Source organism: Allobaculum sp. Allo2 (assembly GCF_022701175.1).
Classification (GTDB): Bacteria; Bacillota_I; Bacilli_A; order Erysipelotrichales; family Erysipelotrichaceae; genus Allobaculum; species Allobaculum fili.
The window spans coordinates 1,401,648-1,420,549 of record NZ_CP078088.1 but is presented as its reverse complement, the minus strand read 5'-3'; the positions used below and the strand labels follow the sequence as shown (position 1 = coordinate 1,420,549).

16 protein-coding genes and 2 pseudogenes are annotated in these 18,902 nt (G+C 48.7%); 8 read left to right on the top strand and 10 right to left on the bottom strand.

What is annotated here, in order from left to right:
* Positions 1 to 80: 80 nt before the first annotated feature.
* The 6 genes from KWG61_RS07960 to gap all read right to left on the bottom strand — a co-directional run bounded on the left by KWG61_RS07960 (position 81) and on the right by gap (position 7,772).
* Entirely contained in the window at positions 81 to 755 is a 675-nt protein-coding gene (locus tag KWG61_RS07960) for a hypothetical protein (RefSeq protein WP_230266812.1), read from the bottom strand.
* Positions 756 to 757: 2 nt separating this feature from the next.
* Complete coding sequence (locus tag KWG61_RS07955; protein ID WP_230266811.1) at positions 758 to 1,003, bottom strand: hypothetical protein; 246 nt, start codon at positions 1,001 to 1,003, stop codon at positions 758 to 760.
* Between the two features lie 531 nt (positions 1,004 to 1,534).
* A complete protein-coding gene (locus tag KWG61_RS07950; RefSeq protein WP_242743394.1) occupies positions 1,535 to 3,691 on the bottom strand; it encodes a discoidin domain-containing protein in 2,157 nt (718 codons plus the stop codon).
* Positions 3,667 to 4,224 (bottom strand): family 20 glycosylhydrolase, encoded by a 558-nt coding sequence (locus tag KWG61_RS16190; RefSeq protein WP_367614352.1) that lies wholly within the window; start codon positions 4,222 to 4,224, stop codon positions 3,667 to 3,669. The genes KWG61_RS07950 and KWG61_RS16190 overlap by 25 nt, the downstream gene beginning before the upstream one ends.
* Positions 4,221 to 6,254 carry a discoidin domain-containing protein gene (locus KWG61_RS07945; protein ID WP_256460647.1) on the bottom strand — a complete coding sequence of 678 codons (2,034 nt, stop codon included), beginning with the start codon at positions 6,252 to 6,254 and terminating at the stop codon, positions 4,221 to 4,223. The genes KWG61_RS16190 and KWG61_RS07945 overlap by 4 nt, the downstream gene beginning before the upstream one ends.
* Before the next feature lie 492 nt (positions 6,255 to 6,746).
* The gene (gene gap, locus KWG61_RS07940; protein ID WP_230266809.1) at positions 6,747 to 7,772 is read right to left on the bottom strand and encodes a type I glyceraldehyde-3-phosphate dehydrogenase; all 1,026 of its coding nucleotides are present in this window, start codon (positions 7,770 to 7,772) and stop codon (positions 6,747 to 6,749) included.
* A gap of 331 nt (positions 7,773 to 8,103) precedes the next feature.
* On the opposite strand from gap, the gene KWG61_RS07935 reads away from it, so the two are divergent.
* The 6 genes and pseudogenes from KWG61_RS07935 (at position 8,104) to KWG61_RS07915 (ending at position 12,371) form a co-directional block, all read left to right on the top strand.
* Positions 8,104 to 8,505 (top strand): hypothetical protein, encoded by a 402-nt coding sequence (locus tag KWG61_RS07935; protein WP_242743393.1) that lies wholly within the window; start codon positions 8,104 to 8,106, stop codon positions 8,503 to 8,505.
* Between the two features lie 248 nt (positions 8,506 to 8,753).
* A complete protein-coding gene (locus KWG61_RS07930) occupies positions 8,754 to 8,975 on the top strand; it encodes a hypothetical protein (protein WP_242743392.1) in 222 nt (73 codons plus the stop codon).
* Positions 8,976 to 9,087: 112 nt separating this feature from the next.
* Positions 9,088 to 9,240, top strand: coding sequence for an Lrp/AsnC ligand binding domain-containing protein (locus KWG61_RS07925; RefSeq protein ID WP_242743391.1), 153 nt, complete (start codon positions 9,088 to 9,090; stop codon positions 9,238 to 9,240).
* 7 nt (positions 9,241 to 9,247) lie between these two features.
* Positions 9,248 to 9,445 carry a hypothetical protein gene (locus tag KWG61_RS17320; RefSeq protein ID WP_367614164.1) on the top strand — a complete coding sequence of 66 codons (198 nt, stop codon included), beginning with the start codon at positions 9,248 to 9,250 and terminating at the stop codon, positions 9,443 to 9,445.
* Positions 9,379 to 10,445 (top strand): annotated as a pseudogene (locus KWG61_RS07920) (pyridoxal phosphate-dependent aminotransferase). Before KWG61_RS17320 ends, KWG61_RS07920 begins: the two are co-directional and overlap by 67 nt.
* Positions 10,446 to 10,713: 268 nt before the next feature.
* A pseudogene (locus KWG61_RS07915) lies at positions 10,714 to 12,371 on the top strand (diphosphate--fructose-6-phosphate 1-phosphotransferase).
* A gap of 241 nt (positions 12,372 to 12,612) precedes the next feature.
* Here the strand turns inward: KWG61_RS07915 and KWG61_RS07905 are convergent.
* Genes KWG61_RS07905 through KWG61_RS07900 form a run of 3 tightly spaced genes read right to left on the bottom strand, consistent with a single transcriptional unit; the run spans position 12,613 to position 14,791 of the window.
* Entirely contained in the window at positions 12,613 to 13,038 is a 426-nt protein-coding gene (locus tag KWG61_RS07905; protein WP_242743388.1) for a hypothetical protein, read from the bottom strand.
* A complete protein-coding gene (locus KWG61_RS16185) occupies positions 13,029 to 13,163 on the bottom strand; it encodes a hypothetical protein (RefSeq protein ID WP_256460646.1) in 135 nt (44 codons plus the stop codon). Before KWG61_RS16185 ends, KWG61_RS07905 begins: the two co-directional genes overlap by 10 nt.
* Positions 13,121 to 14,791, bottom strand: a complete 1,671-nt coding sequence (locus KWG61_RS07900; protein WP_242743387.1) for a hypothetical protein — start codon at positions 14,789 to 14,791, stop codon at positions 13,121 to 13,123. The genes KWG61_RS16185 and KWG61_RS07900 overlap by 43 nt, the downstream gene beginning before the upstream one ends.
* A 389-nt stretch (positions 14,792 to 15,180) precedes the next feature.
* Between KWG61_RS07900 and KWG61_RS07895 the strand changes: the two genes are divergently transcribed.
* Positions 15,181 to 16,830, top strand: a complete 1,650-nt coding sequence (locus KWG61_RS07895; RefSeq protein WP_242743386.1) for a TIR domain-containing protein — start codon at positions 15,181 to 15,183, stop codon at positions 16,828 to 16,830.
* A gap of 195 nt (positions 16,831 to 17,025) precedes the next feature.
* Positions 17,026 to 17,478 carry a hypothetical protein gene (locus tag KWG61_RS07890; RefSeq protein WP_242743385.1) on the top strand — a complete coding sequence of 151 codons (453 nt, stop codon included), beginning with the start codon at positions 17,026 to 17,028 and terminating at the stop codon, positions 17,476 to 17,478.
* A 45-nt stretch (positions 17,479 to 17,523) separates the two neighbouring features.
* On the opposite strand, the gene KWG61_RS07885 is transcribed toward KWG61_RS07890, so the two are convergent.
* Positions 17,524 to 18,882 carry a transposase gene (locus KWG61_RS07885; protein WP_242743384.1) on the bottom strand — a complete coding sequence of 453 codons (1,359 nt, stop codon included), beginning with the start codon at positions 18,880 to 18,882 and terminating at the stop codon, positions 17,524 to 17,526.
* Positions 18,883 to 18,902 lie beyond the last annotated feature (20 nt).

Genomic DNA, 18,902 nt, shown 5'->3' with positions numbered 1-18,902 from the left:
TCTGCACTTTGCGTTTTTCCATTGAAAAAGGAAGCTTTCACTTCCTTCGATATTCTATCAGATTTTCAACCGCCTGTTTTTCAGGCAGCGGAGCGGCCAAGGAGTTTCAGAATTTCTTCTTCGTTTGGTGTTCCTTTTAAATTCTCCAGGGCCAGTTTTGCCCACTTCTCCGTATTGGGCTTGTCCTTGTTATAGGAGTACTGCAGAGCGATCAGATACTGGAACGTACCTGCGTTCACTTTCAGGTTTTCCGGAATGTTTCCGGAAGAATCTTCGAGCTTTTTCAGTCTCTCCTTCAGTTCATCAATATATTTCGCTTCTTTCTTGAGAAGAATCGAATACTGAATTTCCAGCGGGTGGAGCTGCTGGGGCGTACCGTACGTTTTCACCAGGTCCATCATGCGGGCAGCTTTTTTGATTTTTCCCTGCGCCAGATAAATATAGAAGCCCTGTTCGCCTAACTGGGCTTTCTGACGACGGTTCAGACGCATGTTTTCCATGAACTGAATCTGATCGTCAATTTTCGCCTTATCCTGTCGGGCTTCAATCATCGTCAGACGGATGGCTTCGCGTTCAAAGGCGGAAAAGGAAACCTTAGCCAGCAGCGAATCCAGATGCGTCTGGAATTTCGCGTAGTTCTGGGTATCGATATCGTTCATCAGCTTCTGGTAATAGTAACGCTTTACCAGAGGCGGGATCAGAACAACCAGCGCGATAAAAACCGCAAAATAAAGAAGATAAATCCATCCCTGCATAGCTAGTTATTCCCTCCGGTCTTCCCCTCAAACTGGGTGAGATATTCCTTTTCTGAAGAACGGTCCTCGCTGGGATTCTGCGCGAGGCGTTCTGCCTTTTCCCGTTTGGCGTTTTCAATAAACATGTTGATGAACATTTCATCCACACCGTCTTTTCTCATGCTTTCGACATAGGCCGCCGTCAGATCGTCGACCTCTTCTGCCAGCCGGCTGTACTCGCTGTCAACCAGGCGTTCTCGAATTGCCATATTACAAATCCTTTCTCTTAAACAATTACTTTCAATTTACCTGCTTCTGAGTGCTTACACAACAGAAACCGGATGTAGAGCGTGCTTCGAAGGCAGAAACTTCAAACGCTTTCCCGCAAATTCCCAGCTGGATCGACTGGATCTTTGATTTCTCTCTCCGTCATTTTTACGACAGAAAAGTTTCTGCAAATATTCCTGAAGAAAAATTTGAAAATTCATCCCTTTCTGGCGATTTCCTGTACTCGATTCTTTTCTTTTCTCCTTTTTTTCCCGGGCGCTTTCCAATTCTCCAGATCGGAAGTCGGCTGAATCCGCCCGTTCGGCGCCGTCCCCTTCTCTGCGTATACCGGTACAGTTTGCCCGACACGGTTAAACATCGCCACAATCTGCAGAAGAAGATCGCACCAGAAGAAAAGGGCTTCTGCCTTCCCGTTTGAAAACGAGAGCAGAAGCCCTTTGGTCGGTTTAACGAGATCCAAAGAAACCTGTCATCCTTTTAGAGAACTTTGGCTTTCTGGATTTTTGAGAGTCTTATTTGAGATCCGCCAGTTTATCTGTCGATACGCTGTAGCGAGCAACAAGCCATGCGGCGTGCAGTTCTTCAGTCATCGTATCGATGGCTTCCTGAGATTCTGCGTTGTTTACGAGCGCTTTCGCAGCAGCAAGTTTCGTATTCAGTGCAGCAGCGCCTTTGACGTCAGCAAGTTTTGCTGGAGTGATGTCATCGATCACGGTCTGCAGCAGGGTGTAGTCGTAGACAACGGTCGAGCCAGCCAGTGCGCAGATGGCCTGACTCAGTTCGCCCTTCATCGCTTCCACTTCTTTCGGTGTTGCGGTATCGGGCAGAGCTTTGGCTTTGGCCAGTACAGTCTGCATGGCGTTCCAGGAAGATTCTGGATAGCTGGCTGCCGTGAGAGCATCCGCCTGAGCGATGATTTCGTTCAGACCTTCTGTATCTGCTCCGGTAACGACTTTGTGGAAGTTGATTTCCGCGCAGGAGAAGTTATTGTTGCGGGCCGTCTTAGCCACCATGCGAATGTGCTTCGCAGTTACGGCTTCAGGGAGATTAATCGTCTTTACAGTTCCAGAGTTCGTCATTTCACCAGAGTAAACGGTCGTGTATGTCTTGCCGTCATCGCTGGTCTGGATGTCGTAAGTCAGCGGGTGACCGTTTCCGCCGCCGGTTCTTGGCGTATACAGAATCTGATCGACCGTCTGCGGAGTCGCAAATTCAATGTCGAGCCAGTGCGGCATGGTGGTATTCTCCCAGTCGGTATGGAACATCGTGGACGTATCGCCGTCGATCGCCTTGGCTGGTTCTTCCCCGCTCTGGTTGCTGGAAGCCGTAGCTTTCATGATATCCTGCGAAACGAGTTCAAACTTGCTGAGATCCTGCAGTTCCATTCCGAGAAGGATCGAAGCCAGGTTGGAGGCCATCATATCGACGTCAGCCTGCGAAGCTTTCGGCAGATCGCGAACGATATTGTCTTTCGCGCGGTTGAAGGCATCCATGGAAGAGGCTTTGTATACGCTTGGATCTTCTGGTTCAAGAGCGAGCAGAGCGTCAATGCGGCTGTAGTCTGCACGTTCGTATTCCGCTTTGGAAATTGCATCTTCAACTTTCTTCGTCACATCTGCAACTTCTGCAGCCGTCGGTGCATATTTGCCGGATACGCCGAGCGCTTCCTTGATCAGGTCTGTATTGCCAGCAAGAGCAACCTGTCCGAGCAGATCGATCTTGCGATCGAGAGCGATCGTATTGACAAATTCAGTTTCCGGGGTAGTTCCGACACGGATATCGTCGACATAGCCCTGGAATGGATGCTCTGCACTGCCGACGGTATGGAGCGGGAACATCATGGTCGCTTTCAGCGATCCGCGCCCGTCACGTCCAACGGTTTCTACGAATTCTCCGTCTACATACAGAGAGAACTTTTCGAATTCGTTGCGGAATTCAAGTTCGGTCCATACGCCGACCGGCAGTTCGTAGTCGAAGGAGTAATCGTGGTTTTCACGCGAGAAGCCGACTTTTCCGGTTTCTTTCTGAACCGCTTTGATCGTTCCGTATGGCGATTCAAACAGAATCTGCTCATCTTTGGACGCGCTCGTACGTTTTACTTTCACGCGCAGCGTGTTGGAAAGACCAGCTGTTTTCAGCGTATCAAATGTGGCTGTTTTTCCAGAAGAAAGGTCAAGAACCTTGCGGCCTGCCGCTTCTTTGAGAACGTCATTTCCAGCAGTCAGGCTGTTGGTTGGTCCGGTGGTATCCGTTGTGGATTCCATATCTACAGAAGTGATCGCTCCGTTTTCGGATTTGTTCACATTGTAGTTGAAGTTGGTTCCCGGAACTTCCGGATACTGATCGATAATCGCAGAAGCCTCTGTCTGGGTGATGGATCCCTTGCCCCAGAGGTTGGTTCCCATCATGCCGGCTGCACGAATCGTACGTTTGTAAATATCATATTCGGACATGCCGTTTTCGGCGTTGTCGATCATGTCGTTCCAGATGGCGAAGGCACCGCCGACCATCTGCTCGTCACCGACAGGCACTTTGGTGCTGCCCATGCGAGTGATATCCGTGTTAAACAGATGCGAATCGCCGAGGTAATCGTAGTAGTAGCCTGCGTTTGGAACGATATAGAAGGTTCCGTCAGAGCAGTTGATCAAGTCGAAGCCCAGATCGTACATAGCTTTTGGATTGGACCATCCAAAGTTCCAGAGGTTGATCTGGCGACGGGATTTAACGGTTCCATCTTCGTTATAGGTCGCGCCATGTACCGTATCCCCTGGCTCAGCTGAGTCAGAGAACCCCACACACGCGGGGTATAGCCTTTGTCTTCGGCGTACTTGAACATGTCGTTTACATACTTACGGTAGGCAGCAGAACCGGCTTCGTATTCGTCGGCACCAATGTGAATGACCGGCGTATCGAAGACTTTGTCATCGCCAGTTGTGTATTCGTCCCAGATGGATTTAACAAACTGCATGACATCGTCGTACTGATGGTTCAGGTCGAGATGGTCAGCCGGGGAACGGTTGCCGTTCGTGGTTACATGCGGCATATCCGAATCCGGCGTTTTAAGATCCGGACGGACTTTCGTCATGGCCAGCGCGTGAGCCGGCATGTCGAATTCAGGAACAATGGTGATACCCATCTTCTTGCATTCTTCGATGTAGTCCGCGAATTCTTCTTTCGTATAGAAGACGTCTTTTGCGGTCAGATCCGCCTGGTTCTTACCGTCATTTCCGCCTTTTTGATATCCGATTCCAGACGGAACGCCGAATACGGATCGATCAGACGACGGTCTTCGCCGTTGACGTTCTTATACTGTTCGAGCTGGATATAGTTATCGTTCAGATGAACCTGGAAGTCGTTCAGTTTATACCAGGACAGCACTTTGGCCAGCTGTTTCAGATAGTCGAGCGTAAAGGTCTTACGTCCAACGTCCTGAATCAGACCGCGCACCTTCATCGTTGGATAGTCACGCATTTCACCGGCAGCCAGAGTATTGTCTTCGCTGTTGTTGAGTCCCTGCAGAATGGTACGGGTTGCCCAATACGCTGCGGTAGAATGGTTGGCTCCAATCTGAATGGATTTTGGACCGATCGTCATGCGGTAGTCTTCTTCACCAAGTTCCGGAGTACCCGCACCGAACGTAATGGTATCGTTCACAGCTGCTGATGGAATAGCAGCTACTTTTTCTACAGCCAGCGTTTTGCCGGTCATTTCCTTATAGTCATCGGCAAGCGCCTTGGCTGCATATGCAAATTTATCATCTGCGTACTGAACTTTCGTATTCTCAGTAATCGCAAAGCTTCCGCTTTCTTCACCCTTCCATTCCTGGATTGGAGGCAGGATTTCCGGAACTGCATTATCGTTTTCATCAACCTGATGTTCACCAGGAATCGTGACTGTAATTTCCTTGAAGTCGTAAGCGCTGGTCGTTTTGTCCGTAATCTTATAGGAAACTTTGACCTGCTTATCCACCAATGGTTTCAGAATATTCTGATTGGCATCAACAACCTGTTCGAGGTCGGTACCGTTGTATTCTACGGCGAACAGATCGGCATCAAATTCTGGAAGCTTAGCTGTAACTTTCGTGGATTCTGCGGTAACTGGGTTCAGTTCGAGAGCATCCTTGATATCGGCAACGGAATTGCATTTCTGCGCCTGTGGAATACCGCCGTATACTTCCATTTCATAAATGGAAATGGTATTCCAGGTCACGCCTCCATCCGGATCTTCCGGGGTAAAGGTGTTGATTTTCAGGCGGACATAGCGTGCCTTAACTGGAGCATCCAGACTGATGGTTTCTTTCAGATCGGCTGGATGGCTAGTATTGGAATACTGCTGAGTCCAGACATCTTCTCCAGCCAGTTCTTCGGCTGTATGTTCGTCCGTTGCGGTTGAAATGGTATAGTTACTGGCTTTGCGTGTTTCCCAGTAGAGGCGTACGGTCTGTACGTCCATTTCTTTGCCAAGATCGACGTAAATCCAGTGCGGTCCGTCTGCTTCAGCGGAACTCCAGCGTGAACTTCTGGACGATGTATCTCCGTCCAGTGCCTTTGCTGCGGTGAAGTCTGCCGTTTCGGTCGAACTGGCCGTTCCGGTTTTATTCAGCGCTACGTTTTCCTGCGGATCCTGATAGTTCGCATCGATTTCGCCATACACTTCCAGCTCATAAATGGAAACCGAGTTCCATTCTGGGATCGAAGTGAGGATTGGATCATCTGGTGTATGCGATCCAATATACAGACGGATATAACGAGCATTTACCGGCGTATCAAACGCAATAACTTCTGTGATTTCCGCAGGACGGTTATTAAAGACTTTTACGTCTGTCCAGGAGGCTTCTGCTCCGGGGTTTTCTGTCGCGTACTGGATTTTATACGATGTAGCCTTGTGCGATTCCCAGAACACACGAACGGCGTTCACAACAGATGGTTTGGCCAGATCAACATAGATCCAGTCCGGACCATTGCCTACATTGGAACCCCAGCGGGAAGTGCTAGCTGAGGTATTTCCATCCACCGCATTGGAAGCTCTGACAGAATCCGCTTCTTGAGAACTTGCTGTCGCGGTTTTATTGAGTGCAAGATTGGTGCCATACTGCGTCATGTCTGTCGTTGCCGTCGGAGTTGTTTCTTCGGCATGTACAGCCATGGACGCAGCAGGAAGAACGGTTGAAACTGCAGCTGTTCCAGAAAGTGCAACAGACAGCAAGGAAGCTGTGAGTTTTCTAAATTTCATGCTGTTTCCTTTCTTATGCATCTCAGATCTGTTAACCGGAAAAAGGCCTGCCCTGGCGTTTCATCCGATCTGACCGTGAAATCGTTCTCGGTCACGCCCGAAGATCTGATAGCCCTGTTCAAAGATTGCCCTTCTTTCAACAGGAATTGATCAGCTTTTATTATCGGTTCATAAATCAGTCAAAGAAATACCAGTTCAGGCAATGCGTTTATACTAATTAGTTAATTCTTAGCGCTTTCAGATGATTAATTTGAACAGAATTACCGATTTATTTGTTGTTTCAATCTCGTTTCCTCTACGTAGCACGCTGGCCTTTTTATGTTTCGCAGGCAATCAGTGATTCTTTCAGACGATATTTCGTCTTTCTCAAATATCATTTGGTGCTCACTCCATTTTTTAATTTGCTGAAGGCAGCTTTTTCAAATATCGGGCTTCCTGCTTAAGCGGCATTAAAAAGAAGGCCCGAAGGCCTTCAGTTTTGTTGAGTGTGAATTAAGCGTTTTCCTTATCCATCTCAGCGAAGTACTTAATTGTACGAACCATCTGAGAAGTGTAGGAGTTTTCGTTGTCGTACCAGGAAACAACCTGAACGAGGGTGTTGCCATCGCCTGTAGGAGTAGCCATTGTCTGGGTAGCATCGAACAGGGAACCGTAAGTCATACCGATGATGTCGGAAGATACGATTTCTTCAGTGTTGTAGCCGAAGCTTTCGTTAGCAGCAGCTGCCATAGCGGCGTTGATCTGATCAACAGTAACTTCGCCTTCAACTTCTGCAACGAGGATCGTTGTGGAACCTGTAGGAACAGGAACACGCTGAGCAGAACCGATCAGTTTGCCGTTCAGTTCAGGGATAACCAGACCGATTGCTTTAGCAGCACCAGTGGAGTTAGGAACGATGTTAACGGCAGCAGCGCGGGAACGACGTTTGTCGCCTTTTCTCTGCGGGCCATCCAGAGTCATCTGGTCGCCAGTGTAAGCATGAACGGTAGTCATGATTCCGGATTTGATTGGAGCCAGGTCGTTCAGTGTCTTAGCCATTGGAGCGAGGCAGTTGGTTGTGCAGGATGCAGCGGAAATGATTTTGTCTTCAGGAGTAAGAACTTCCTGGTTAACGTTGTAAACAATTGTCGGCAGGTCTTTTCCAGCAGGAGCGGAAATAACGACTTTCTTAGCACCAGCATCAACGTGAGCCTGTGCTTTAGCCTTGGATGTGTAGAAGCCTGTGCACTCGAGTACTACATCAACATCGAGATCGCCCCAAGGGAGTTTGGAAGCGTCAGCTTCTTTGTAGATTTTGATTTCTTTACCGTCAACGATGATGGAATCTTCTGTGGATTCTACTTTGTCGGCGAATTTGTAGGTTCCCTGAGTCGAATCGTACTTCAGCAGGTGAGCCAGCATAGCGGGGTTGGTAAGGTCGTTGATCGCAACTACTTCGTAGTTGGGGTCATCAAACATCTGACGGAATGCCAGACGACCGATACGACCAAAACCGTTCAGTGCAACTTTTACTGTCATGATCAGTAAATCCTCCTTTAATACCGATCTAATTATAGGGGCTGCCCGAAATCCTGTCAACGAATAGGAGGTCAGGCGGATCTAGTCAAAAACTATTGAATAATAATCTCGATATTAATTACTTATCTAGTCTTATTCACATTAGATATCGCCTATACAAATTGCTTATTTCGTCTTAATGCAGACCGTTTGTCTATACGTTGTCCGCAGGCATTTCCAGGATTTTCCCATCACCTGAGGGGCTTATGATTCCTGTCTCGCTCTGCATGTTTTTTGCTGCATCGGCGCCTGATTTTCTGAAGAGAGACGGATTGATGGAAAGTCTTACAGAATGAAAGCGGTTAACTCAACAGGCCAGATTTTTGGAGGCATAGGATTTGCCTTCTGCATGTTTGCGGATTATCGCCTGCCGTCCGGCATGAGCTGGTTTTGGCTTTCCATATTTTATGGAAGGCATTCTTTACTAGATCCTGTTCGAGCCACAAAGAATCGGTCTGAGCCGTCCGTCTATGCATCCTTTCCATTTCCTGGCTGGATTTCAAATCCGAATGATATGGGTGAATTGGTCTGGAAATCCGGTGGGTTCGTTGCTCCGCTTTTTTCTTTGGGAAGTCTTCTGTTTTCCGCCTCTGCCATAAGAAAGGAATCAGAAATCACAGAAACTCTGCGCAGAAATATCACTGGATCCAGATCGGATCTGCCGGAAACTCATTCATCAAACACTGCCCATTAAATAACTGCCCATTAAATATTGGAAACGACCTGGCTTTATTCTGGATCGGCTCCGTTTACGAAAAGATGGGCGATGAAACGGCCTATGGCCCTGCCCGATGGAAACGGTCTGCGGATTTGCGAGCGGTTTTATTCTTATTTTGATTCTTTTCTTCCCTGTGTTCCGGGCTTTGCACGAATCGAAAATCAAATGCGCTTATAATAGGAACATTATTACCTGCGCGCATGAGCGCCGGAAAGGAGTTTTCCATGGATTTTCGTTCAATTTTGGAACTGCTCGAAAAAGACGCCCGTCTGAATGCCCGCGATCTGGCAGACATTCTTCATGAAGACGAGAAAGATGTCTACGATGCCGTTCGAAGCCTGGAAGAGGAAAAATCATCTGCGGCTACCATACCGTCATTAACTACAACAAAGTTCAGAAAGATCAGAAAATTCTTGCTTTCATCGAAGTCGGCGTACGCCCGATGAAAGATAAAGGATACGACTATACCGCGAATCTCATCGCCGGCTATCCGGAAGTCAATTCGATGTACCTGATTACCGGCGACAAGGACTTCATTCTTCTCGTTGAGGGAAAACGATGTTTGAAGTCTGCTCGTTTGTTTCCGACAAAATTGCCTGCATTGAAGACGTACAGTCCACAAAGACTCTGTTTGTTCTGAAGCAGTACAAGCAGTCCGGCATTCTGACCGGTGCCGGCAGGCCGGACAAAAAGAAGACCGACTGGTGGTGAGCTACTGATGAAACCGATCAATCAAGTTATCAAAACCATGAAGCCAAGCGGTATCCGAAAGTATTTCGATCTGGCCAACTCCATGGAAGGCGTCATTTCCTGGGTATCGGCGAACCAGATTTCAATACGCCCTGGCACATTTCCAACGCGGCTATTGAATCGATGCAGAGCGGCTATACCCACTACACCGCAAACCGCGGTCTGATTGAACTGCGCGAAGCGATCTGCGAATACTACCATAACCGCTTCGGCGTGGACTACGATCCGAAAAAGGAAGCACTGGTTACCGTCGGCGGATCTGAAGCTGTGGATCTGTGCTTCCGCACCCTGATCAATCCTGGCGATGAAGTCATTGTTCTCGACCCGAACTACGTGGCGTATGAACCGGCGATCATCATGGCTGGAGGCGTTCCGGTCTATATCGAACTGACGCAGGATAACGACTTCAAACTGACCCCGGAAGATCTGAAAGCCGCTTTAACGGAAAAGACCAAATGCATCATGCTCAACTTCCCTTCCAATCCGACGGGAGGAACGATGGGCCGTGAAGACTACGAAAACTCGTACCGATTTTTGAAGAATCCGGAATTTATATTGTTTCCGACGAAATTTATGCAGAACTTACGTTTGAAGGCGAATTCTGCTCGCCGGCTTCCTTTGATTCCATCAAGGATCAGGTTCTCGTCATCAACGGCTTTTCTAAAGCCTTTGCGATGACCGGATGGCGCCTCGGCTATCTGCTCTGCAACGCGGAAATCAACAGCCAGCTGACCAAGGTTCATCAGTTCATCATCATGTCCGCGCCGACGGCCGCCCAGTATGCGGCGATTGAAGCACTCGGATCCGGTCTGGAAGATACGGAAGAGATGAAAAAGGAATACGAACGGCGCCGCAATCTGCTCTGCGCCCGGCTGAACCGCATGGGACTGCGCACGAACGTTCCGCGCGGCACGTTCTACGCGTTCCCGGATATCACCTCGACCGGTCTGACTTCGGATCAGTTCTGCGTCCGTCTGCTCGAAGAGCAGAAAGTCGCTGTCGTTCCCGGCACCGCTTTTGGCGAACATGGCGAAGGCTTCGTCCGTATTTCGTATGCGACGTCCTACGAAAACCTCAAGGAAGCCTGCGATCGCATTGAAGCGTTCGTAGCCAGTCTGAAGCAGCCAGAAGAAGTTCTCATCGAAGAAGAAATCGTTATCGAATAAACCCGATTGAAATTAAGCATCTGTCGTTAAGTCAGGTGCTTTTTTGTCGAATCGTGCTGTTTATCTGCTCGTATAATGGGATCGAATTTTCAGGAATTTGAAACCGTATGTCCAGATAGCGTAAAATGGAAAGGCCGGTTCTGGAATCGAAGTCCTTATTGAGTACTCTGTTCTCCTCGCTGCCATGCAATGACAGCCCTTTCTCTTTGAGGATTTACAATTCTGACCGGTTATCTTATGATTTGAGCGATTAAGAAGGAGTATAGAAATGACAATTTCCCTGTTACAGAAAGCTCGCTACGCTTACCAGCCAAAGCTTCCGGGAATGCTTCGTCACGGCATTTCCAGCATTGCGGTTAAGGAAGGCGAACCTACCCAGTCCGTTGCGGACCAGGAAGCAATCCAGAAACTCTTCCCGAATACTTACGGAAAGAAAGAAATCACTTTCGTTAAAGGCGAAAGCACAGCACCAGAAGGCAAACAGGTTGTCGGTGTTATCCTTTCCGGCGGACAGGCGCCAGGCGGCCACAATGTAATCAGCGGTCTCTACGATGCTCTGAAAGCCGCTAACCCGGACAACGTTCTGATCGGTTTCAAAAACGGTCCAAGCGGTCTGATCGAAGATGACTTCATTGTATTCGATGACGACTATATCAACGCTTACCGCAACACAGGCGGATTCGATATCATCGGTTCCGGCCGTACAAAACTTGAAACAGAAGAACAGTTCACGGTTGCTGCAGAAGTAGCGAAAAAGCACGGCATCAACGCCATCGTAATCATCGGCGGCGATGACTCCAACACCAACGCAGCCGTTCTTGCCGAATACTTTGCTGCACACAACACTGGCGTACAGGTAATCGGCGCTCCAAAAACGATCGACGGCGACCTGAAAAACGACGACATTGAAATCTCCTTTGGTTTCGATACCGCTACAAAGACATACAGTGAACTGATCGGAAACATCGAACGCGATGCCAACTCCGCTAAGAAATACTGGCACTTCATCAAGGTTATGGGCCGTTCTGCTTCTCACGTAGCACTGGAAGCTGCTCTTGAGACACAGCCAAACATCTGCCTCATTTCCGAAGAAGTCGCTGCGAAGAAAATGTCTCTCTCCGAAATCGCCAACTACATCGCCGATTCCGTAGAAAAACGTGCTGCCAACGGCAACAACTTCGGTGTTGTTATCATTCCGGAAGGCGTAGTTGAATTCGTTCCTGAATTCTCCGCTCTGATCGCTGAAATCAACGAACTTCTTGCCGGAAGCAAAGCCGACGCGTTCAACGCTCTTCCAACATGGAAAGAAAAATATGAGTTCATCAAGAACGGTCTGAGCGAAGACGCATTCAAAGTCTTCGCAATTCTGCCGGAAAACATCCAGCAGCAGCTGTTCCTCGAAAGAGACCCGCACGGAAACGTACAGGTATCTCTGATCGAATCGGAAAACTGTTCTCCGCTCTCGTTGCCAATGAACTCAAGGCACGCGCTGCCAAAGGTACCTACACCGGCAAGTTCAACCCGCTGCACCACTTCTTCGGTTACGAAGGACGCTGCGCATTCCCTTCGAACTTTGACTCCGACTACTGCTACTCCCTTGGCTACAACGCATTCCTGCTGATCCAGAACGGATTCACTGGATACCTCTCCAAGATTTCCAACCTGTCCAAACCAGCATCCGAATGGGTAGCCGGCGGCATGCCGATCACCAAGATGATGAACATCGAACGTCGTCATGGCGAAGACAAACCGGTTATCAAGAAAGCGCTCGTCGAACTCGACGGCAAGCCGTTCAAATTCTTCGAAGCCAACCGCGACCAGTGGGCTGTAGAAACCTGCTACACCTTCCCAGGTGCAATCCAGTACTACGGACCAGAAGAAGTCTGCGATCTCACCACAAAAACACTTAAACTCGAACAGGAATAATTTATAAACTTGAACAGGATTACTGCTTTCCTTGTTCCTTTTCCTAAATTCACAGACAAAGAAGGGACTTCCCTCTGCATGATGCAGAACGGAAGTCCCGTTTTTTGTTGGATTCATTTTTAACAGATCTAGTCGGCCGGGTTCTATTTGACAATGCCAAGACGATCGAGTTCTTCGATAAAGGCATGCTGGCGACGGTGGTCTTCTCTTGTCTTATGAACAGCTTCCTTTACCTGATCCTTTAATGTTTCGCTTTGAGACGCTTTCTCAAAAGCGATGGCACTTCGGCGATACGCTTTTCTCGAATGCGCGCTTGCCGCACTCTCTTTGCATAGTTCAGCCAAAGAGCGGCGGTTCGATCCGGGTCAACACCCGACAGACGGTCTGCAAAACGCGAGAGGTGGTAATAGTTTTTCGATTTTTCCATCAGATCGAGAAGCTTTTCGTCTTCCTTCAGGAAATCGTACAGTTCAATCAGTACGTCTTCATCCACGCTCTTTTCAATCTTTTCCAGATCGTCTTTCCACTGATCGTTCGAATCCAGTTCATGAAGAAGCTGGAGATCTTCGAGCCGTCCGTTTTGTAAAACAAAGATCAGTTCGTAAAGCTCCTGGACGGCCTTTTCCGGATGGGAAAGTTTAAGCTGCGCCTGAATCATCAGCCGCATGACTTTTCTTCCTCAGAAGCGCTCATTCCCTTGCGCCGGCTCTGATTCAGAAGCTGGACGGCTTCTTTCGGATCGTTTTCATTCAGCGCATCGACCGCCTTGAGAATGAGAACTTCCGGAAGCATTCCGTACGTTTTTTCAAAAGCGGATGTGGCGCGTTCATATTCCGGATTTTCTTTTCGAGATCCAGAATGGAACGAAGCAGACGATCCCGGTAGGCATGCAGTTTGCCTTCTTTTCGCGACGTTCCGTACAGACGGACGAGAGACTGGTATCGCACTTCCTGCAAATCGGCGATATCAAAACAGTTGCGTTCCGTCAGGGTCACGAGACGGTCCTTGAAATCCGGAAGGTTATTGGCTTCCAGCTGGTATTCGATCCAGGAAAACAGCTCTTTAATTAATGCCGGTTCGGCCCGGAGCGCAATTTTCTCTAAAAGATCCAGAACAAATTCGCCGCAGGACAGAACAAACGACGCGTTCGATACGGTCGCGGTTCGTTCCAGCGTCAGGAGGATGCTTTCCAGCAGTTCTGCAGCCAGAATGGCGGAGCCATTGCGGACCAGGACATCGCACTGCTCTTCCATCCAGTTTTCAAAGCTGCGGATTTCTCGGCTTCCGCAGCGGCTTTCCGGATGATCCTGCAAAATTTCAGCAATCTTCTGCATCGCCCGACGTTCCAGAAGATCCTGTGCCTCTTCAGCATGCGATTTGGCGATGCTTGCGGTCAGGAAGTCCTGCATTTCGGGATGCATCGTTCCGTATTCCTTCACAAGACCGGCAAGATCTTCCAGTGAGAACGAATCGACCAGAGACGAAAGGCTGGAATAGTCAATCGATGCTTCAAACGAAGTCTGGCTTGTCTGGCGTGAGGTCTCCTCCTGTACATTTGGCTGCTCGGTTTCTTTTTCGGGAGCTGGCTCTTTTGCGCCTTCGGATTTGTTTGCGGCGCTGTAAGTCGTGTTTGAAGAATCTTCTGCTTCTTCCTCCGGCTGGACAGGGGCTTTGGGTTCCATCGTCTGGGCGCCGAAGTTTTCCTTTACAGAAACGTCTGAATCCGCTCCAGAGATTGCTTCTTTATCTGGTGCCAAAGAGGTTACTGCCGCACCCCGAGGCATTTGCGTTTTGGGAGGAATTGCCGATTCGACGGGATGATCCTCTCTGTTTCTTCCATATGGATTTGTCGCTTCGGACTCATCCTGCCCAAACAGACCTTGGGGACTAAGCAGCGAATCCAGAAACGGGTTTTTCCACGGAGTTTCTGGGCGTTCGAGGACCGGCTGTTCGTATTCGTCTTCGGACTGCGCAGGAGAGGCGGCTTGTTCCGGCTCAAATTCATTTGGATTGGTGAAATTCGAGTTCGAATTTTCTGTCGTATTTTCCAAATTGTACGGATAGCGTCTTAAACCTGGATTTTGCGCAAAACGACGCCTCCACTGTTCAACGGAATCTTCCGGCTCATCTGGCTCGGCGAAATACGGATCCGTGTCCTCTTGATCGGCTTCGGTATGTTCCTCCGTTTCCAGATCCTGATCTGCACGATTTGAATCGTCCGCTTCCCTGTCCATCTCTTCGAAGTCTTTTTCCTCTTCTTCTTCTGGATGGTTCCGATTTTCTGCAGCTGCAGGAGCTGACTGTCTTTGATTTTCTAATGTATTTTCCAGCGCAAAGAGAAAGGCCGCTTGGTGCGCGCAGAGTCTTCCTTCCCTGGAAGGAAGGCAGGTGCACTGCAGATCCGAGATGGTATCGTCCACCAGACGGGCACGAACTTTTCTCTTCCATCGACGATCGCAAAGCAGTAATCGCCCTGTCGATAAATCGGGCTGACTCTTCCCTGCCGAAACAGTAAATAGCCGTTAAAAAGCGTCTCCCGATCAAAATTATTTTTCCAATCCATACATTTCTTCCCTCATTTCCAGTAGTAAAGGACATCTTTTGGGGTAAAACCTGTCAGCTTCATTATAGAAGCCGCTCTTCATCCTCTCCGCTTTACCGCCCGCAAGAGATGAAAGCAGGAATCCGAATTCTGTCCCCCAGAGAGCAGGCTGGAATGCGATTTTGCTGGAGTGTCAAAAAACATGCTTCTGATTTGCGGGATCTGTGTACAGTAAAAGAAGAGTCTTACTTCAGACAGGAGAAATGTATGAAAACGAAACCTGAGCATTCGAATCCGCATGGCAAAGCCAAAGTGTACTTTACCGCTCATCCAGATGATTTTCCGATTTGGTTCGAGAGAATCACGAACGATATTCTTCGCTATTGTCCAAGCACAGTTTATTTTGATCCGGATCCGGATCACCCGGAAGATCTCGACAATTACGTGTTCGATCTGTCCTTGATGAACCTGATTGTCATTCCGATCACAGAAAATTTTCTGAAGGGGGACTGTCTCGCTTTTTCAACGGTTTTCCGGATGATTCAGGTAAAGAACATTCCCTTTCTCCCTGTACTGACGGACCTTTCTTTAACCGAAGAATTTAACGAGAAGTGCGGAACCGTCCAGGCAATCTGTCCGATTTCTTCCGATGTGACCGAAATCCCCTACGAAACGAAACTCAGGAAATTTCTGGAGTCTGCTTTTCTTGACGACAAACTGCAGAAAGAGGTCAGCGCCCTCTTCGAGCACCGGATTTTTCTGAGCTATCGCAAGAAAGATCGCCAGAAAGCGCAGGAGCTCATGCGTGTCATTCATGAAGACGAACAGCTGTATACCATCGCCATCTGGTATGACGAATTCCTGAAGCCCGGTGAAAACTTCGACCTTTCCATCCAGAACAGTCTTCAGGAAAGCGATCTGTTCGCTCTGGCGGTAACGAACAATATGGTCTACGAGCCAAACTATGTCCGGCAGATCGAGTACCCGCTGGCCGTAAAGCTGCAGAAAAAGGTTCTGCCGGTACTGATGGAAAATGAAACCGTCAATCGTAAGGCGTTAGAAGCTGTTTTTCCAGGCGTCCATACGGTTTATCCGATACATTCGAACGATCTTCGTAATCAGCTTTTCGAACTGAAGAAAAACTATACGCCGTTCACACCAAAGAACTGCTATCTGATCGGTCTCGCGTATGTGTACGGGCTGGATGTCGAAATCGACTATGAAAAAGGCATCCGTCTGATCCGTAAAGCAGCCGATCAGAACTATTTCCCTGCTGTTCAGGAACTCGTAAAGATCTATCGCGATGGAATTGGTGTTCGTATGGATTTTGATCAGGCAGCTTTATGGGCAAAAGCCGCGGCACAGCTGCAGCCTGGCATCGAAACCTGTGAAACGGCAGGCGATATTCTTGCCCAGAACAATCAGATGGAAGAAGCGATTTTCTTCTATACGCAGGGAAAAGAAATCGCAGACCAGAATCTTCTTGAGCGCATCCCTTCGCTCAACGAGGATACGAATTTGCAAGACACCTTGTATTGCATACGTGCGAAAAGCGTCTTTTACCAGAAAATTGGCGAACAGTACATCTATCTCAATCAGCTGGAACAGGCCAGAGACAGCCTGGAAGATGGAATTCGACTGAACCGCCAGATGATTCAGGCGGAAAACCATCCGGTCTACCAAGTCGATCTGGGCTTCTTTCTGATCAACCTGGGAAGACTGGAACGAAGAGAGCAGCACCTGATCCAGGCCGAATCCTTTTATCGACAGGCACGGGATATTTTCGAAAGTCTTGTTTTGCAGGATGAATCTTCTCTGCATATTCGTACTCTGGTAACCTGCGAGCTCACTTTGTCCGACCTTCTCTGCGAAAGAAACCGGTCGGAACAAGCTCGCCCGATCGTCAAAAGGCCTTAGATCAGGCGATAAAGCTTTCGGCGCAGGATCCGACTCTGCTTCATACATATTTGTGCGGATGCGCCTGGCAGTCTGTTCTCTATCTCCAAAACTCCTCATGGAATGTGGATGAGGCAGTAGAGACAGCGCGCAAACTGATCGAATACATACAGGAAAATCTGGAGGATCTGCATACTGCCGCTACGGAACATCTGTGTGCGCTCTGTTACAAAACCGGGGAAAAACATTTTACCTTCAAAAGATTTTTCCAGTGCAGAGTCCTGTTATCGAAAGGCCATTGCCCTTTATGAAAAAGCCTGCTCCCTTCATCCTTCCCCTTCAGAACAAAACTCTCTGGCGGTTACCCTGCTTGATCTCTCCGATCTGTGCTATGACGAGAACCGCTATCAAGAAGGCATGGAACTTTGCCTGCGTGCAGCATACCTGCTGGAAAACTATCCTTCCTCAAAACCTCTGCCGGATATTCTGATGTCCCTTGGCTCGGCTTATTCAAGGCTCGATATTTTCTATTCCGTTCTCGGAAATTCTTCTCAGGCAGACCAATATCGTGAAAAGTGCAGACAGATCTATACGGATCTTTCGGATCGCCATGAACTGCCTGGCGTAAGTGTCAAACAATCGACGGGTATACGCGAGACTGAATATTAGATACGCTAAACGGGATCCCTTTCGAGATCCCGCTTGGCGTATTTTTTATTCTTCATCGTTTTCTTCATACTTCGGATCCGGTCCACGGTATCCAATTCGAAGATATTCAGGTAAATCCTTTGAATACGGCAGAAGTGACTTCAATACATCTACCGCGATTTCATCGTCTTTGAACCATTTGAGTTCATCCAGAACGTACTCCATGTAGCGCTCTGGATTTAAGTCGTTCATTTCAGCCGATCGAAACAAAGTCATAAACGCTGCGACGACTTCCGCACCTTTGATACTCTTCGTAGTCTGGAAGTTTTTGCGATTGATCACGAATGGCTTTACGGCTCTTTCTGCCACATTATTGTCGATCGGATAATCACCGTCTTCCAGGTACCTTCCCAGCGAGTTCGCTCGATCCATGAAGTACTTGGCTGCTCTGTAGGCGGTGCTTCTTTCCTCGAATCCACTCTGAATCTCCATCATGACTCTTGTGAGTCTTTCAAAGCAGGGCTTTGAAAGTTCCTGCCGAACTTCGGTTCTCGCCTCGTGCGAGTAAGAAGCAACGTGGGATTCGATGTGGTAGAGCTTCCCGAACAGAGACAGGGCTGTGAGCAGAATCTGGAGACCCGGACTTGGTTCGGGTCTCTCTGTTTCGTCCAGCTGGGCTGCCGCTTCTGCGGCCTCTTCGTCGTTCTCCAGTGTGGTCTTTTCCCACTTCAGGACGTCTGCCTGATACTGCGCGAAGTCTGACCGGACTTTGATGGCTTCGAAGATCTTTCTTCTCGCATGGGCCATACAGTTGAGCTTTCTGCAGGGGCCATAGTAGTTGGCATATGCATAAAGCCCGTCTGTCATAAGGGCATGACGAAAAGAACCGCCAAGGAGGGCGATTACGAACTCCTGTTTCTTGTAAGGGAAAAACTTATAGACAGCCATCTGGTTCTCTTCATAGATTCCGCTGACGGCGACAACCATAGAAGACTGTTTTCGATCTTTAACCTCCGTGCACTTTAAAACCGTCTCATCCATATGGACGACGTTACAGTTTGGGAGATCCTCAATCATTTGTTTTACGAGGGGCTTCAGATAAAGATCGTAAGTTTTTTCCAGGATGTTGCCCATGGTCTGACGGCTGATCGGCAGTCCCGTGAGACTCAGGTGCTTTTCCTGACGATAGGCCGGGGTTCCCATTACGAACTTATCGTAGGCAATTCCCGCGACCATAGAGGAAGTTGCGACACTCTTGTCGATCAGTGCAGGCTCGTCAGGTTCGGCGGTGCGGATGATGGCTTTCCCGTTTTCATCCGTACACTTGTTTGGGCACGCGACTGTCTCACGCAGCACTTCTTCCAGCCTATAGCGAGCGGGAATCCGATGAATCCTATAGTGACGTTTCATTCCAACAGTTTTCATCTCACAGCCGCAAACTGGGC

Excerpts from the sequence above, each read along its gene's own strand:
- KWG61_RS17320 (WP_367614164.1), top strand. The coding sequence starts at position 9,248 with ATGAAACCGATCAATCAAGTTATCAAAACCATGAAGCCAAGCGGTATC.
- KWG61_RS07960 (WP_230266812.1), bottom strand. The coding sequence starts at position 755 with ATGCAGGGATGGATTTATCTTCTTTATTTTGCGGTTTTTATCGCGCTG.
- KWG61_RS16185 (WP_256460646.1), bottom strand. The coding sequence starts at position 13,163 with ATGCTTCCGGAAGTTCTCATTCTCAAGGCGGTCGATGCGCTGAATGAA.
- KWG61_RS07925 (WP_242743391.1), top strand. The coding sequence starts at position 9,088 with ATGTTTGAAGTCTGCTCGTTTGTTTCCGACAAAATTGCCTGCATTGAA.
- KWG61_RS07905 (WP_242743388.1), bottom strand. The coding sequence starts at position 13,038 with ATGCGGCTGATGATTCAGGCGCAGCTTAAACTTTCCCATCCGGAAAAG.
- KWG61_RS07895 (WP_242743386.1), top strand. The coding sequence starts at position 15,181 with ATGAAAACGAAACCTGAGCATTCGAATCCGCATGGCAAAGCCAAAGTG.
- KWG61_RS07945 (WP_256460647.1), bottom strand. The coding sequence starts at position 6,254 with ATGAAATTTAGAAAACTCACAGCTTCCTTGCTGTCTGTTGCACTTTCT.
- KWG61_RS07950 (WP_242743394.1), bottom strand. The coding sequence starts at position 3,691 with ATGTACGATCTGGGCTTCGACTTGATCAACTGCTCTGACGGAACCTTC.
- KWG61_RS07955 (WP_230266811.1), bottom strand. The coding sequence starts at position 1,003 with ATGGCAATTCGAGAACGCCTGGTTGACAGCGAGTACAGCCGGCTGGCA.
- KWG61_RS07935 (WP_242743393.1), top strand. The coding sequence starts at position 8,104 with ATGAAAGCGGTTAACTCAACAGGCCAGATTTTTGGAGGCATAGGATTT.
- KWG61_RS07930 (WP_242743392.1), top strand. The coding sequence starts at position 8,754 with ATGGATTTTCGTTCAATTTTGGAACTGCTCGAAAAAGACGCCCGTCTG.
- KWG61_RS07885 (WP_242743384.1), bottom strand. The coding sequence starts at position 18,882 with ATGAAAACTGTTGGAATGAAACGTCACTATAGGATTCATCGGATTCCC.
- gap (WP_230266809.1), bottom strand. The coding sequence starts at position 7,772 with ATGACAGTAAAAGTTGCACTGAACGGTTTTGGTCGTATCGGTCGTCTG.